This window comes from Gallibacterium sp. ZY190522 (genome assembly GCF_054166015.1).
This window is the reverse complement of sequence record NZ_CM135118.1, coordinates 1038155-1054194: the sequence shown is the minus strand read 5'-3', so window position 1 is coordinate 1054194 and position 16040 is coordinate 1038155. Positions and strand designations below refer to the sequence as shown.

The 16040-nt window shown below is 38.3% G+C and carries 13 protein-coding genes; 6 read left to right on the top strand and 7 right to left on the bottom strand.

The window, feature by feature from the left end; translation table 11 throughout:
- Window positions 1-132 precede the first annotated feature (132 nt).
- Window positions 133-678 (bottom strand): 3-hydroxyacyl-[acyl-carrier-protein] dehydratase FabA, encoded by a 546-nt coding sequence (gene fabA / locus ACXPAV_RS05230; protein WP_458004256.1) that lies wholly within the window; start codon window positions 676-678, stop codon window positions 133-135.
- 136 nt (window positions 679-814) lie between these two features.
- Window positions 815-2605, bottom strand: a complete 1791-nt coding sequence (locus ACXPAV_RS05225) for an AAA family ATPase (RefSeq protein WP_458004255.1) — start codon at window positions 2603-2605, stop codon at window positions 815-817.
- A gap of 181 nt (window positions 2606-2786) precedes the next feature.
- Between ACXPAV_RS05225 and ACXPAV_RS05220 the strand changes: the two genes are divergently transcribed.
- The 4 genes from ACXPAV_RS05220 (at window position 2787) to cydC (ending at window position 8202) form a co-directional block, all read left to right on the top strand.
- Window positions 2787-3635 (top strand): co-chaperone YbbN, encoded by an 849-nt coding sequence (locus ACXPAV_RS05220; RefSeq protein WP_039135773.1) that lies wholly within the window; start codon window positions 2787-2789, stop codon window positions 3633-3635.
- A gap of 35 nt (window positions 3636-3670) precedes the next feature.
- A complete protein-coding gene (trxB, locus tag ACXPAV_RS05215) occupies window positions 3671-4633 on the top strand; it encodes a thioredoxin-disulfide reductase (RefSeq protein WP_065231209.1) in 963 nt (320 codons plus the stop codon).
- A 61-nt stretch (window positions 4634-4694) separates the two neighbouring features.
- Window positions 4695-6449 (top strand): heme ABC transporter permease/ATP-binding protein CydD, encoded by a 1755-nt coding sequence (gene cydD / locus ACXPAV_RS05210; RefSeq protein ID WP_458004254.1) that lies wholly within the window; start codon window positions 4695-4697, stop codon window positions 6447-6449.
- 10 nt (window positions 6450-6459) lie between these two features.
- On the top strand, window positions 6460-8202 hold the full coding sequence (gene cydC / locus ACXPAV_RS05205; protein ID WP_458004253.1) for a heme ABC transporter ATP-binding protein/permease CydC: 1743 nt from the start codon (window positions 6460-6462) through the stop codon (window positions 8200-8202).
- 219 nt (window positions 8203-8421) lie between these two features.
- On the opposite strand, the gene ACXPAV_RS05200 is transcribed toward cydC, so the two are convergent.
- Together ACXPAV_RS05200 and ACXPAV_RS05195 are read right to left on the bottom strand one after the other, a co-directional pair.
- Window positions 8422-9714, bottom strand: a complete 1293-nt coding sequence (locus ACXPAV_RS05200; protein WP_458004252.1) for an ammonium transporter — start codon at window positions 9712-9714, stop codon at window positions 8422-8424.
- Window positions 9715-9756: 42 nt separating this feature from the next.
- Entirely contained in the window at window positions 9757-10095 is a 339-nt protein-coding gene (locus tag ACXPAV_RS05195; protein ID WP_458004251.1) for a P-II family nitrogen regulator, read from the bottom strand.
- A 309-nt stretch (window positions 10096-10404) separates the two neighbouring features.
- On the opposite strand from ACXPAV_RS05195, the gene ACXPAV_RS05190 reads away from it, so the two are divergent.
- The gene (locus ACXPAV_RS05190) at window positions 10405-11208 is read left to right on the top strand and encodes an MOSC domain-containing protein (protein ID WP_458004250.1); all 804 of its coding nucleotides are present in this window, start codon (window positions 10405-10407) and stop codon (window positions 11206-11208) included.
- A gap of 66 nt (window positions 11209-11274) precedes the next feature.
- On the top strand, window positions 11275-12465 hold the full coding sequence (locus ACXPAV_RS05185) for an MFS transporter (protein ID WP_458004249.1): 1191 nt from the start codon (window positions 11275-11277) through the stop codon (window positions 12463-12465).
- A 131-nt stretch (window positions 12466-12596) separates the two neighbouring features.
- On the opposite strand, the gene ACXPAV_RS05180 is transcribed toward ACXPAV_RS05185, so the two are convergent.
- The 3 genes from ACXPAV_RS05180 to ACXPAV_RS05170 form a co-directional block, all read right to left on the bottom strand.
- Window positions 12597-13529, bottom strand: coding sequence for a DUF4268 domain-containing protein (locus ACXPAV_RS05180; RefSeq protein WP_039135790.1), 933 nt, complete (start codon window positions 13527-13529; stop codon window positions 12597-12599).
- Between the two features lie 192 nt (window positions 13530-13721).
- The gene (gene guaA / locus ACXPAV_RS05175; protein WP_458004248.1) at window positions 13722-15281 is read right to left on the bottom strand and encodes a glutamine-hydrolyzing GMP synthase; all 1560 of its coding nucleotides are present in this window, start codon (window positions 15279-15281) and stop codon (window positions 13722-13724) included.
- 50 nt (window positions 15282-15331) lie between these two features.
- Window positions 15332-16003, bottom strand: a complete 672-nt coding sequence (locus ACXPAV_RS05170; protein ID WP_458004247.1) for an HAD family hydrolase — start codon at window positions 16001-16003, stop codon at window positions 15332-15334.
- Between the last annotated feature and the right edge of the window lie 37 nt (window positions 16004-16040).

The window sequence follows — 16040 nt, the reverse complement described above, 5'->3', positions numbered from 1 at the left end:
TATGATTTTTAGTAATCATTATTATAATTTTTGTCAGTATGTCATTAGAAAATAGGTTTGACATTTAATAACTAAAAATAATTTTTATAATAATAAAGATGGAAAATTTCCCATCTTTATTTGATTTGATTATTAGAACATTGTTGTATCTTGGAATAATCCTACTTTTAGATCAGCCGCAGTATAAATAATACGACCGTCAACTTCTACTTCTCCGTCTGCTAATCCCATAATTAATTTACGATTAATGACGCGTTTTAAATGGATACGGTAAGTGACTTTTTTGGCAGTTGGTAGGATTTGTCCGGTAAATTTTACTTCGCCCACACCTAATGCACGACCTTTACCTTCTCCGCCAATCCAGCCTAAGAAGAAACCGACTAATTGCCACATTGCGTCTAAACCTAAGCAACCGGGCATCACAGGATCGCCAATAAAATGACAACCGAAAAATGGTAAATCTGGGCGTATATCAAGTTCAGCTTCAATATAACCTTTGCCAAATCGACCTTTATATTCATCTATTTCGACAATACGATCCATCATTAACATTGATGGTGCTGGTAGTTGCGGTCCTTTTTCGCCGAATAATTCGCCCCGACCGGAGGCTAATAAATCTTCATAATTAAATGATTTCTGAGCGGTGAAATTTCTTTTTTGTGTACTTGTGTTAGGCATACTGATCTCCTGCGATATGCATAAAAATAGTTTTCTGAAAAGGGAAAACGAGATGTGAGCTATTTTAGCAAGGAAAAATACTTTTTAAAATAGCTTACATCTGTTAGCTGAATGGTTGGATCAGTTTTTGCTCGTTTTAGGCTTTTTTCATCGCACTTAACCAGGAAAACCACTTTGAACAACCTGATTTATGTTCTGATTTTTGTTCGATATTCTGCAAAATGAGTTGATTTAAAGGACGATTATCGGTGTGATAAATTTTATCCGGCATTTCGATTAAATCACGTTGTAATAAAATTTGTAATGCTTGTGCCGCATCCTCCACAATCCAAAGATGAAATTGTTGATTTCTCACTGCATCAATCACTTCTTGATTTAGGCTGAGCTGATTGCAGACAACGGCAGGAATAATGACTCCTTGGTTACCATTTAAACCACGTTGTTGGCAAATGGCAAAGAAACCTTCAATTTTCTGATTGACACCACCAACGGCGTGAACCAAGCCGAATTGATCGATAGCTCCTGTTACGGCGATATTTTGTGGTAACGGCAATTCGGCAAGCGCACTGACAAGTACACATAACATTGCTAATGAGGCACTGTCGCCATCAATTTCAGTGTACGACTGTTCAAAAACCAGTGACGCAGAAAATGGAAGTTGGCTCGGTAGCTGCAAAATATTACTTAAACAAGATTGTGCAATCATCATTCCTTTACTGTGAATATTGCCAGCTAATTCATTTTTGCGATCAACATCGATAATTTCTCCACCTTCGCCGATTTGAACTAAACAACTAATGCGAGATGGTTCGCCAAAGCTATAAGGAACTCCCGGATATTCAATCACAGATAGACCGTTAATTTGCCCGATTTCCTCGCCATCAGTATCAATGTAGACCTGTTCAGAAAGGATGCTTTGGTAACTGCGTTGTTGTAACAAATTGCGTTGATAACACTGCTGTTGATAGAACTGTTCCACCATTTCAGCATTAATGCTGTTATCGTTACTATTTGCTTGATAACTTAATGCACCTTTCAGAATAGTGATAAGCTGTGTTGGTGAATTGGCGATTAAATGTCGATCTTCACTTTCTCTGGTCAGCCATTGATAAATCCGATTAATGGCGGAAAGATCAAGATTACATTGCAACTCATTTTTTGCTAACTCAATAAGATAGCTTGCCCATTGCTGTTGTTGCTGTTCATCTTCAATCTCTGTATAAGCAGCGATTTCAGCATAATCTGCTAATTGATAAAGATCCGTCTGAAAAGTTTCAAATTCGGCAAGATTATCTCGACTGCCTACAATAATTAATTTTAATTTCAATGGCATTGGCGGAATAACGCAGGTTTGACGCTGTAAAATATCATCTAGTTGCCAATGAAATTGTTGCTGTTGCAGAATGCTTAATAAACGTTGCCAAAGGTCAAACTGTGAGAGTAATTGCGAGGCGGACAAAATGAGGATACCGCCGTTTATTTGGTGAATTAAGCCTGGTATCAGTTGGATTTTATTACTGTTAACCAGCTGTAACACTTGCCCAAAAAGATATTGCGGAGAGAGATAATCGGCACATTTCACCCAATAACGTTGAGCAAAGTTATCTTGCACGGATTGTGCCGGACGTATCTCAATTGTCGGAAAATCATTGGTATCAGGCTGCTGAAATTGGTAATGCACGCCATTCACTGTTACAGGTTTATCGGCAAAATAATGCTCTATTAAATAGTGTTGCAGTCTTAGCAAATCGACAAACTGCTCTTCGCCTTTTAGCACTAAAATTGCATTGCTATTTTGTGCTAGCCAATTATCAATAGCGGCAGTGGCTCTTGGTTGAAGATCCCAAAAGGTTTGTTGCGGATCTACAGGTTGAGAAAAAGAGAAAGTAGGTGCCAATGCTTGCCATTTTAGTTTTAATAAATCCATAATCGTTCTCATAATAAATTTAACCGGCAAATTATACACAAAAGTACTTATAACTTCTTTCTTGATTAAGTGTTCCGCTGAAAAATCCTACAATAGACAGAATCATTCTAAATTGATACTGCGAATGTATTTTCTTTTTGCTAAACTCTAACGACTTTTGTTGGAAGAATAGGGATAATATATGCAACAAATTATTGAGGTAAACGGGCAGAATCTGGCAGAAGTGTTGGATATGGGCAAAACACACCCATTGGCATTTCTGTTTTATGTGGCTTCAGATCGCACTTCGCTTGATTTTGTCGCTACAATGGAGCGACTTGCTGCAAAATATGCGGAGCAGTTTATTCTGGCGAAGGTTAATTGTGAAACGGAACAGATGATTGCTGCGCAATTTCGTATTCAAGCGCTGCCTACCACCTATCTTTTTAAAGATGGCGCACCGGTGGATGGTTTTCAAGGTATGTTACCAGAGGCGGAATTGGAACAACGTTTGCAAGTAATCTTGCCGAAAGAGGACGAAATCAAATTTAATCAAGCGTTGGATTATTTAGCAGTAGAAAATTATGAGCAAGCATTACCACTGTTAAAACAGGCGTGGGAACTTTCCGATAAGAAAAACAGTGAGGTTGCGCTGTTATATGCTGAAACCTATATTGCAATGAAAAAGGTTGAGCCGGCACAGGAAATTCTTAATCAGATTCCATTACAAGATAGGGATAGTCGTTGGCAAGGTTTGCAATCACAAATCGAATTATTAATTCAAGCGGCAGATACACCGGAAATTCAGCAATTACAGCAGGATTATCAAAAAAATCCGACAGCGGAAATTGCGATTAAATTAGCGGTACAACTGCATCAAGCGAATCGTAATGAAGAAGCATTGAATTTGTTATTATCAATTTTACAAAAAGATCTAAATGCTGAAGAGGGAGAGGTTAAACGTCAATATTTGGCGATTTTATCAGCTTTAGGAAATAGTGATCCGTTAACGAATAAATATCGTCGGTTAGTATATTCATTGTTGTATTAACGGCGTTTTTGTAAGAACAAGAGTAGAGGCAAAAAATGGAAACAAAACATAGTAAATTATTAATTTTAGGTTCCGGCCCAGCAGGTTACACTGCTGCAATTTATGCGGCGCGTGCAAATTTAAAACCAGTATTGGTAACCGGTTTACAACAAGGTGGACAATTAACTACAACCAATGAAATTGAAAATTGGCCAGGTGATGCAGGTGAAACCACAGGCCCCGAATTAATGCAAAGAATGTTGGAACACGCCGAAAAATTTGAAGCAGAAATTGTGTTCGATCATATTAATAAAGTTGATCTCGCCAAGCGTCCATTTACTTTATATGGTGATAGCCAAACATTTACTTGTGATGCCCTAATTATTGCTACTGGAGCATCAGCAAAATATTTAGGCTTACCATCGGAAGAGAATTATAAAGGTCGCGGTGTATCAGCTTGTGCTACTTGTGATGGTTTCTTCTATCGCAATAAGCCGGTAGCTGTGATTGGTGGTGGTAATACTGCTGTAGAAGAGGCGTTATATTTAGCTAATATTGCGTCCACTGTACATTTAGTGCATCGTCGTGATGAATTTCGTAGCGAAAAAATTCTCTTAGATCGTCTAATGAAGAAGGTGGAAGAGGGGAAAATCGTGTTGCACACTAATCGTACTTTAGCGGAGGTTTGTGGGGACAATATGGGGGTTACTCACTTACAGTTAAAAGACACACAATCTGAACAACAAGAAACTTTGAGTGTAGATGGTGTTTTTGTAGCGATTGGTCACGCACCGAATACCGATATTTTTGCTGGTCAATTAGCGTTAAATAATGGTTATATTGTGGTGAAATCAGGCTTACAAGGCAATGCAACTGCTACTTCCGTTGAGGGGGTATTTGCTGCCGGCGATGTGATGGATCAACATTATCGTCAAGCAATTACTTCAGCGGGAACTGGATGTATGGCAGCGTTGGATGCTGAACGTTATCTTGATGCACAATCAGCGAAAGGTGCTTAATGATGTCATTCCCCTCAATCTTTTGAGGGGATTTTGTTTCTCTTTTTGTCTTTAAACCGTTATGGAAAAATCACGCCAAAAGCAATTACAAAACTGGCTAAAACAGCAGAATAATCTGATTCGCAAACCATTAAGATTAAACCTTCTATTTGCGATTATTTCAACAATTCTATTAGTTGTTCAAACTTGGTTATTGGCAGGATTACTGCACGACCTCATTATTGTACAGTTACCGCGTGAACAGCTTTTACCTTCATTTATCGTATTGCCGATTATTTTTCTTGTTAGGGCAGGGTTGCTTTATGCTCGAGAGAAAGTTGGCTTTTACAGCGGGCAACTGTTACGTCAGCATTTACGCCAACAGATTTTAAATAAATTACAACAAGTCGGACCGGCAACATTGGCTTATAGACCGGTAGGTAGTTGGACAACACTGGCTTTGGAGCAGGTAGAGAATCTACATAATTTTTATGCTCGTTATTTACCTCAACAATATTTGTCGGTTGTGGCACCATTGATCCTATTGATCGCTATTTTTCCGGTAAATTGGGCGGCAGGTTTGATTTTATTGTTGACGGCACCATTGATTCCTATTTTTATGGCGTTGGTGGGTATGAAGGCAGCGGAAGCCAATCAGCGTAATATCACTATGCTTTCTCGCCTAAGTGGTCAATTTTTAGATCGTTTACAGGGATTGGAAAATTTACGTATTTTTAACCGAACGCATCAACAGACGGAACAAATTGAAGATAGTACTGAAGATTTCCGTGAAACAACGATGGATGTATTGAAAATCGCTTTTCTCTCTTCAGCAGTACTTGAATTTTTCACTTCAATTTCTATTGCCTTGACGGCAGTTTATTTCGGTTTCAGTTATTTAGGTCAAATCGAATTCGGTAGTTATGATACGGGGGTAACATTGTTTGCTGGCTTTTTTTGCTTAATTTTAGCGCCCGAATTTTATCAGCCATTGCGTGATCTCGGTACTTATTATCACGACAAAGCTGCAGCAATCGGGGCGGCGGATACGATAGAAGAGTTCCTTTCTCAAGATTTTTTAATCGCACAGCAAGGAAATGAAACAATTAATAGCAACACGATTCATATCGAAGCAAAAGCGTTAGAGGTGTTGTCTCCGGCAGGTAAGGCATTGACCAAACCATTAACTTTCACCATTAATGCAGGTGAAAATATCGCATTGGTAGGGCAAAGTGGTGCTGGAAAAACCTCATTGATGAATGTGTTATTGGGATTTTTACCTTATCGAGGAAGTTTATTGATTAATGGTATTGAACTGAATCAACTGGATTTGAATGTATGGCGACAAAAACTGGCTTGGGTTGGGCAAAATCCATTGTTGTTGCAAGGCACAATTCGTGAAAATTTATGTCTTGCTAATCAGAATGCTAGCAATGAACAACTCAAATCTGCTTTGCAACAGGCTTATGTTGAAGAACTGATCCCTTTATTGGATAAATCACTACAGGATGGCGGTTTGGGGGTATCAGTTGGGCAAGCACAACGTTTAGCGGTGGCAAGAGCGTTATTGAAGCAGGATACGCCATTATTGCTGTTGGACGAACCAACTGCTAGTTTGGATGCCCGTTCTGAGAATCAGGTGTTGAACAGTTTGCAACAATTAGGCAAAGCGAAAACTACATTAATGATCACCCATCGCATTGAGGATTTGAAACAATCCGATAGTATTTTAGTGATGCAAGCAGGGGAAATTGTGCAACAGGGACAATTTACTCAGTTACAACATCAAGGATTTTTTGCTGAATTGTTGGCACAACGACAAACGGAAGTGAATTAAGGATAAAGTGATGCGATCATTATTACCATTTTTAGCGATGTTTAAACATTCACCGGCACGTTTGGTGTTAGGCATTATTTTGATGTTGACCGGTTTGGCAGCGAGTATTGGTTTATTAACCCTTTCCGGTTGGTTCTTAGCAGCAGCGGCTATTGCCGGGGTGTCGTTAATGTTCAATTTTTTCTATCCTTCTGCTGGAGTAAGAGGATTGGCGATCGGACGCACGGTGGCACGTTATTTTGAGAAAATAGTAACCCACGATGTGACCTTTGAGATCTTAGCGAAATTGCGCGTAATGATTTTTTCCAAAATTATTCCGTTAAGTCCGGCAGTGTTGAGTCGTTATCGTAATAGCGAATTATTGAATCGGTTAGTAGCGGATGTGGATACGCTGGATACCCTTTATTTACGGTTGTTTGCACCGTTCGTCAGTGCAGTTTTGATGATTCTTTTTATCGGCATTGGCTTAAGTTTTCTCGATAAAACTATTGCCTGTTTCATTGCAGGCACGCTTTTATTGTTATTAGTGGTGCTACCGACAATTTTTTATCGTTTGGGCAGAAAGTTCGGGGCAAAATTGACGGCAAGCCGAGCGCAATACCGCAGTCAATTTGTTGAATATATCCAAGCTCAAGCTGAATTATTGCTGTTTAATGCCAGCGATAATTTAAAACAACAATTAGCAACAACAGAAAAAAGTTGGTTGCAATATCAACAAAAAGAGGCACAGTTATCAGGCTTATCCAGTGCGATTTTGTTGTTTATCAATGGCTTAATGATTGTTTGCACGTTATGGATGGCGGCAGCAACGCCAATGGGCAATGATGAATTTAAATTGGCATTGATTGCCTTGGTCACTTTTTCTGCGTTAGCCTCGTTTGAAATTTTAATGCCGATTGGTGCGGCATTCTTACACTTAGGGCAGGTTATTGCTTCGGCGGAACGTGTAAATGATATTATTACGCAGCAGCCGTTAGTCACATTTGACGGCAACCTTGAACAAATCAACCTAAGCCACACAGATAAATTATTAACATTTCAAGATGTTCATTTTCATTATCCGGATCGTACCGAACAGGCGTTATCAGGCATTAATCTCACTTTCACCGCACAACAAAAAATAGCCATTTTGGGAAAAACCGGTAGTGGTAAATCAACATTATTGCAGCTTCTGATTCGTAATTATGATGCAACACAGGGGCAAATTTTGTTGGCAGGTGAACCGATAGCGGCTTATAGTGAGCCAACATTGCGTTCACAGATGATCCTACTGACACAACGTGTTCATATTTTTAGTGATACGTTACGTCAAAATTTGTTACTGGCAAATCCTAATGCCGATGATCAAAAGCTTAATGAGGTGATTAAGCAAGTGGGGTTAGAGTATTTGCTTGAACAAGAGCAGGGGTTGGATAGCTGGCTTGGTGATGGTGGCAGAACGTTATCTGGTGGTGAACAACGCCGTTTGGGCATTGCACGAGTTTTATTATCATCTCCTCCGATAATTTTATTAGATGAACCGACGGAGGGCTTGGATTGTGAAACGGAACGTCATATTCTTGCCCTGTTATTGCAACACTGCCGAGATAAAACATTGATTATGGTGACCCACCGGTTAAGCGGTTTGGAACAGTTTGATCAACTTGTAGTAATGGATAATGCCCAAGTGGTTGAGCAAGGCGATTTTCAAACGTTGGCAAGTCATCAGGAAACTATTTTTTATAAATTATTAAATAGAATTAGTGAACATTAAATAATGAAAGGTGCGTGTAAACGCACTTTTTTGTCTCTAGGAGTTCTGATATGAAACAAAAAGATTATCTTACTTCTTCTAATTTACGGACGATTTTGCATTCTAAACGGGCTAATCTTTATTAAGTTTGCTGCTGAATAAGCAGAATAGAGAACGGTGCAGATCAAAAAAGCTGCACCTTTTTTATTGGTACAGCAATAGGAAAGTATTCGGTTCTTATTATTCTAAGCGTTCGCCGTGAGAAACGAGGTCTAAACCTTGGCGTTCTTCATCGGTTGAAACGCGGATGTCTGTAAATTTGCTCATTACCCAAAGGATGAAGACAGACATTACACTGCTGTAGATCAGGGTAATGAGGACACTTTCTACTTGAGCTAATATGCTGGCATCGCCGCCAGTGATGTCAGTTGAAACGAAGACGCCTGTCAATATTGCGCCGACAATACCGCCGATTCCGTGAATACCAAATGCATCGAGTGAATCATCATAGCCTAATTTATATTTTATTTTTGTTACTGCTATGAAGCAGAATACACTAGTGATTAAGCCAATCCAAACTGCGCTCTGTGCTGATACGAAACCTGCTGCAGGCGTAATGCCAACCAATCCTGCAACTGCACCGGATGCCAAACCTAATGCGGAAGGTTTATGTTTGCTGATCACTTCACAAAGCATCCAAGTTAATGCAGCAACAGCAGCAGCAATTTGTGTGGTGGCTAATGCCATTCCGGCACGGCTGTCGGCAGCAAGGGCAGAACCAGCGTTAAAACCAAACCAACCAATCCAAAGCATTGCGCAACCGATTAAGGTTAATGTAAGGTTGTATGGAGGCATTGCATCTTTGCCATAACCAATGCGTTTGCCTATAAAGAGTGCTGCACATAATCCGGCAACACCGGCGTTAATATGGATAACGGTTCCACCTGCATAGTCGAGAACGCCATCTTCCGCTAACCAACCTCCGATACTCCATACCCAGTGGGCAGTCGGGACGTAAACTAATAATGTCCAAATTCCAACAAAAACTAAAACTGCACTGAATTTAATTCTTTCAGCAAAAGCACCAGTAATAATCGCACCGGCAATGATGGCGAATGCCATTTGGAATACCATAAATACTGATTCTGGAATCGAAGCGGCACCCGGATAAATAGTGAGTTTTTCTTGTTCAGTAAAAACATTCAATCCGTTTAAGAATAGGCGATCCAATCCACCAATAAAGGCGTTATTTGGTGTAAAGACTAAACTATATCCACAGATCAACCAAATAACAGCCACTAAACAGCAAACAGCAAAACTTTGCACCATTGTGGCAAGGATATTTTTCTTACGAACCATTCCAGCATAAAAGAGAGCTAACCCCGGAATAGTCATAAATAGCACTAAAATGGCAGCTAACATTACCCAAGCGGTATCTCCAGCACTGATAGCGGAGATTGGTTGTATCCAATCAGTTAGTTCTGCGTGAGCAGTGATTGGTAGAAATGCTAATAACCAACGATATTTTCTCATTTTAATTTCCCCTAAGTGTTGTATTTGCATTATTGAATAAATTTAGAGTGCATCATCTCCGATTTCGCGTGTACGGATGCGGACGACTTGTTCAAGTGGCAATACAAAAATTTTGCCATCACCGACACGACCGGTTTGGGCAGCTTCCACAATGGTTTCAATCACGTTTTCCACCAAATCATTGCTGACAGCAATATCGATCTGAATTTTTGGTAAAAAGTCGATGGTATATTCGCTGCCACGATAAATTTCAGTATGTCCTTTTTGACGGCCGAAACCTTTGACTTCACTAACCGTGATGCCGTGTACACCAATGTCGGTTAAAGCTTCACGAACTTCATCCAAACGGAATGGCTGAATAATTGCACTAACGAGTTTCATAATTTTCTCCTGTATGTTTTTATAAGAATCTATGGGGTAATCGTGGTTTTTCTAATAAAATCTAATTTTAATTAGATATTTTTTATTAAAATTGGTTTTTATTTAAATTTTTTATAGATAATAAAATCAAAAATTAGATGATGTCAAATAATTTTTTGTAATTTTTATAAAGAAATTAAGATATCACGATTTTTTTGTTTAATCCTTATCAGATCTGCTTAAAAGATATGTTTTTATTAAAAATATGGTTTTTAAGTTGAAAACGTTATAGATTAGTGCCGATACAGGAGAAAAAAGAGGAAACGCAAAATGAATCAAGTGCAAAAAATTACCCTATTCCCAATTAAATCGACACAACCCTATTTTGTGCAACAAGCTTATGTACAATCTCGCGGTTTGAATTTTGATCGTGAATTTATGTTAACGGATGTTAATGGAAGATTTATTACTGCGCGTAAGCACGGAGCGTTGTATCAACTGTCTGCATTTCCTGTGGCTCAGGGATTGATTGTGCGTCATTGTGATGGGTCGAAAATTGTTGTGCGTTATCGTGATTTTAATGTTCAGGAAAGCTGTGAAGTTTGGGGAACGCATTTCCCTTCATTCATTGCTCCAGCGAATATTAATCGTTGGTTTAGCGAGAAATTGCAAGAAGAAGTGGTATTACGCTGGTTAGGGGAAATGGATCAACGTTTTGTAAAAAAAATGCCTAACAAAAGTGTTTCATTTGCGGATGGCTATCCATTGTTATTAGTTACGCAAAGCTCCTTTGATGCAGTGCAGGCGGTTTGTCCTGCCTCAATCAGCATTGATCAATTCCGTGCTAATTTGGTGGTAACCGGAGAGGAGGCATTTGCCGAAGAGCAGTGGCTAAAAATTAAGATTGGAGAAATAGAATTTTTACACACCAAGCCATCATCTCGTTGTGTTTTAACAACGAGAAATTTGCAAAGTGGAGAATTGGATGCAAAGTGTGAGCCTTTTCGTACCTTGAAGAAAATTCATACTAATGCTGATGGTGAGCCATTATTCGGTATTAATTTAGTGCCGATAAATAGTGGAGTAGTGCGAGTCGGCGATGAAGTGGTTGTATTGCAATATTGTGCGGAATAAAATATTTGTAAAAGAAATGTTAAAGGATTAAGATAAAATCACGCTTTCCTAAAATGATAAAACATTATGATTACACTCCATTCCCGAGAATTCTATTTTGCTAGTGTTGCATTGGCATTTTCTTCTTTTTTAGTGTTCTGTAATTTATATTCGGCACAACCAATTCTGGCTGAGTTTGCTAAAACCTATCAAGTATCTATTACATTATCGAATTGGATTTTTGCTGGTGCTTCATTAGGTTTAAGTTTGAGTTTAATTCCGTGGGCATTATTGGCAGATCGTTTCGGTCGTAGACTAATGATGATGATTAGTCTTATTTTAACGGCAATTTTGGGGATAATTCTTTATTTTGCAGATAGCGTAAGCAGTTGGATTACATTGCGTGTTATTCAAGGAATAACATTGGGAGGCTTGCCGGCAGTGGCGGTGGCTTACATTAGTGAGGAATTTGAACCTCGTTCTATTACTTCTGTTGTCGGTTCATATATAGCAGCAAACTCATTAGGTGGTATTTCAGGACGTTTGTTGGGTGGATTCCTCGCCGAGCATTTTGGTCTGAATATGCCAATGTTATTTTGTGGGGTATTAGCAGTCATTGGTGCGTTGCTGATTATTTATTGCCTGCCTAAAGAACAGAATTTTCAGAAACAGACATTGGAATTTACTAATTTAAGAAATAATTTGTGCGGACATATCCGAAATCCAAAATTATGGAGGACATTTTTTATTGGAGGGTTAGGTTTCGGTGTCTTTATTAATTTGTATTCTGTAGTGAGTTTGCGTCTGCTTAGCGAACCTTATAATTTTTCAACCACACAAGTATCTTTGCTGTTTTTATGCTATTTAAGCGGAACTTTCGCAGCCAGTTTGACCGGGAAATTAACACAGCGTTATTCGCCTTTGCAAGGGATGTTTTTAGGATGGTGTGTATTGGTTATTGGTGTGTTATGGTTGTTGGTGTCATCATTGCCATTAATTATTGTTGGATTATTAATTTGTAGTGTTGGTTTTTTTACTACACACGCATTGGCAAGTGGTTGGGTAGGCAAACAAGCTAAACAAGCGAGAGCATTAGCCTCAGCGTTATATCTTTCTTTTTATTATTTTGGTTCCAGCGTTGTCGGTTTCTATCTGATTTTCTTATGGCGACATTTTACTTGGCATAGCGTTATTTTAGGTTCACTTGTGTTACTTGTCTTTATTCCGTTATGTATCTGGGGAATGCGTCAGGTAGAATTGCAACAACGCCGAAAATAATTTTCCTTTTATCTAAAAATATCCCAACGCAAGTTCCAATTAAATTTCTTTCTTGCGTTGGGTTAGCTTACTTACTGGCAAATTTGTTTAATTGAAGCTCGTTTGTATTTTTTCTTCCTATTCTAGTTCTACTATAAGCGATCTTTAAAAGCATCTCTGATAGCAATCACTTTATCTATTACTTTATTTATAAGTTCATCATAGTTTTTATGATTATTAAAATCTAATCCATCAATATAGTAAATAATTCTAGAAGCTTTTTTATCATCTAATCTTTGCCAATCCATATTAAATCCTAATTCATTTTGTATTGATTCGGATTCAGAGTACAGCTTGTTGAAAAGTTTTTTATTATCATTTATATAAACTGCTATCCCAATGCTGTTTGTTTTATTTACTAATGTAATAGATATATGTGCCTCACTTGTACCAAGAGCAACATTATACCAATGATCTGTTGTTGCTTTTCTTATATTAAAAGGTTTATTCCTTGAAGCTACAATTTCATTAAATTTATTCCAAAAGTTAAATCTTTCGGATTGAGCTTTGCTTAATTCTCCATTATCTACGCCCACATTTGTTACCTTGACAAAATCATTAGGTTTTTCTACAACCACAAATTGAGGTGCTGGCAAAGAATCTCCTATTCTAAATGCACGTATTTCTATTAGAAAAAAGGAAATATCTGTAGTTGTCTTATTATTTAGCCACTCTATCGCACTTCTGTGTTCTTCTCTTGCTTCTTTAACAATCCAAATTACTACATTTGCATCTAACCCAGAAGCATACGTTATAATTTTTCCTAAATGGTCATGGTTGGTCGTTTCCAACTGATTTTCAATGATAACCTTAATTTCTGTAGTTTCATCTTTTGCAACTAAATCACAGCGATATGAACCAACAAAAACCTCTTTATTTATATCAGTCAATGTTAATCCTACTTTATTACTTAGCATTTCTATATTTTCTTCTTTGGCAAGCCATTCAGAAAAATCATACTGTTCGTGCTTCCATAGTTCTCTAATGTCAACTTCCTCTAATTTTCCTAACTTCAATTTATTCACCATCCTTTCTTTAAATATTTTTCAATAGATCTGTTATTTGGTTTATTTCTTTTGCTTTCATATCATTTTCACGCTACATTTCCAAATTTTTTTATCACTCTTGGCAATTGAAGGGCATAAAAAGGCCGTAACGACTAAGCTACGGTCTAATTTTTATTTTACTTTGTAAAGTCATTGTCGATGAAATAGCTTCTATTCCCACTCAATCGTTGCAGGAGGTTTTCCGCTGACATCATAGACTACACGGGAAATGCCATCTACTTCATTAATAATACGGTTGGAGATTTTACCGATCAAATCATAAGGTAAATGAGCCCAATGTGCTGTCATAAAATCAATAGTTTCTACCGCACGCAAGGAAACAATCCAATCATATTTACGTCCATCTCCCATTACACCAACGGATTTGACTGGTAAAAATACGGTAAACGCTTGGCTAACTTTATAGTACCAACCCGAATTGTAAAGTTCTTCGATAAAGATTGCATCGGCACGACGAAGTAAATCGCAATATTCTTTTTTCACTTCACCAAGTACACGTACACCTAACCCCGGACCTGGGAATGGATGACGATTGAGCATTTCAGCAGGCAAACCAAGTGCTAAACCGATTTTACGCACTTCGTCTTTGAACAATTCGCGTAATGGTTCAACTAAACCTAGTTTCATATAATCAGGCAAGCCGCCCACATTGTGGTGAGATTTGATAACGTGTGCTTTGCCCGTTTTGCTCGCGGCAGATTCGATCACGTCAGGATAAATCGTGCCTTGTGCTAACCATTTGACATTCGTGAGTTTTTTCGATTCGTCATCAAATACATCAACAAACACTTTGCCAATCATTTTGCGTTTGGCTTCAGGATCAGCAATGCCTTTTAATGCGTCAAGGAAGCGATCTTCCGCATCGACACGAATGATATTTAAACCGAATTTATTACCGAACATTTCCATCACTTGATCCGCTTCATTTAAGCGAAGCAGCCCGTTATCCACGAACACGCAATGCAAATTTTTGCCGATGGCACGATGTAACAGCAGTGCGGTAACGGAGGAATCCACCCCGCCAGACAAACCGAGAATCACTTCATCATCGCCCACCTGTGCTTTAATGCGAGCAACGGCATCTTCGATAATATTTTCAGGCGTCCAGTTACGCTCACAGCCACAAATATCAACAACGAAATTGGTTAGAAGTGCCAATCCGCTTTGTGTATGTGTTACTTCAGGATGGAATTGCACGCCATAAAAATGCCGTTTTTCATCCGACATTGCAGCGATAGGACAAGTTTGTGTAGAGCCGGTTACTTGGAATTTAGGTGGAAGTTTAGTGACTTTATCGCCGTGGCTCATCCAAACATCAAGCTTATGTTCACCGTCATTCAAATTTTTAAATAATGCAGTTTCATTTTTTAACGTAACGGAAGCATAGCCGAATTCGCGGTGATCAGAGCTTTCTGTTAAACCACCTAACTGCATTGCCATTGTCTGCATTCCGTAACAAATACCAAGTACAGGTGCACCTGCTTTAAATACATATTCTGGTGCACGTGGGCTTCCTGCTTCAGTTGTACTTTCCGGACCACCTGAAAGAATGATCCCATTTGGTGCAAAATGGCGAATATCGTCTTCTGCAACGTCCCATGCCCATAATTCACAATAAACGCCAATTTCACGAATACGGCGTGCGATTAATTGGGTATATTGTGAACCAAAATCTAAAATTAAAATTTTATGTTGGTGAATGTTGTTCATGTTATTTCTCTAGTTGATTAAAGTAATTACTGATGTACTGCTAAAATTAGTTACTTTTCCTGATGTAATTGACAAATTATGCCTAAAATTTCTTGCATATCTTTGCCCATATAATCAGCTAATGATTGATCAATTAACATACGCTTTTCTTCATAGCCAATCACGGTTAATCCCGCTGCTTTTGCTGCTTGCATACCATAAAATGAATCTTCTATTGCGACCGCATTTTCGGCTGCCACACCTAGTTTATCTAAGGTATAACGATAAATCTCTGGATCGGGTTTGCTACGAACAAACATCTCACCACTCACAATGCAATCAAACACCTCTTTAATTCCGCAAGTCATTAAAATTCGTTCAATGTGCTGTTGTGAAGAAGAAGAGGCAACCGCCAGTTTTATCTGCTGTTGTTGTGCAAATTGGATAATATAACTAATCTCTTCACGAAAAATTGCACGATAATCTAGACGTTCAAACAGCTCATCCCAAAAAAGATAATACTGTTCTCTAATTTCATCTAATGATAGAGATGAACCAGATAATTTTTTAATCACAGCTGGAATATCTTTTAATGATTTGCCAACAACCTCTGATTGTTGTGCCAATGTAATTGGTTGATTATGTTGCTTTAAACGTTCAATAAATTCTCGTTGTGCATTAAACTCAACATATTCAGTATCGACAATGACGCCATCCATATCAAAGATAATTGCTTGCAGCATAATTATATTCTTTCCCTTATCTGTTTTTATTGCTTTT

Excerpts from the sequence above, each read along its gene's own strand:
- ACXPAV_RS05190 (WP_458004250.1), top strand. The coding sequence starts at position 10,405 with ATGAATCAAGTGCAAAAAATTACCCTATTCCCAATTAAATCGACACAA.
- trxB (WP_065231209.1), top strand. The coding sequence starts at position 3,671 with ATGGAAACAAAACATAGTAAATTATTAATTTTAGGTTCCGGCCCAGCA.
- ACXPAV_RS05185 (WP_458004249.1), top strand. The coding sequence starts at position 11,275 with ATGATTACACTCCATTCCCGAGAATTCTATTTTGCTAGTGTTGCATTG.
- ACXPAV_RS05170 (WP_458004247.1), bottom strand. The coding sequence starts at position 16,003 with ATGCTGCAAGCAATTATCTTTGATATGGATGGCGTCATTGTCGATACT.
- ACXPAV_RS05195 (WP_458004251.1), bottom strand. The coding sequence starts at position 10,095 with ATGAAACTCGTTAGTGCAATTATTCAGCCATTCCGTTTGGATGAAGTT.
- cydD (WP_458004254.1), top strand. The coding sequence starts at position 4,695 with ATGGAAAAATCACGCCAAAAGCAATTACAAAACTGGCTAAAACAGCAG.
- ACXPAV_RS05225 (WP_458004255.1), bottom strand. The coding sequence starts at position 2,605 with ATGGATTTATTAAAACTAAAATGGCAAGCATTGGCACCTACTTTCTCT.
- ACXPAV_RS05220 (WP_039135773.1), top strand. The coding sequence starts at position 2,787 with ATGCAACAAATTATTGAGGTAAACGGGCAGAATCTGGCAGAAGTGTTG.
- guaA (WP_458004248.1), bottom strand. The coding sequence starts at position 15,281 with ATGAACAACATTCACCAACATAAAATTTTAATTTTAGATTTTGGTTCA.
- fabA (WP_458004256.1), bottom strand. The coding sequence starts at position 678 with ATGCCTAACACAAGTACACAAAAAAGAAATTTCACCGCTCAGAAATCA.
- ACXPAV_RS05200 (WP_458004252.1), bottom strand. The coding sequence starts at position 9,714 with ATGAGAAAATATCGTTGGTTATTAGCATTTCTACCAATCACTGCTCAC.
- cydC (WP_458004253.1), top strand. The coding sequence starts at position 6,460 with ATGCGATCATTATTACCATTTTTAGCGATGTTTAAACATTCACCGGCA.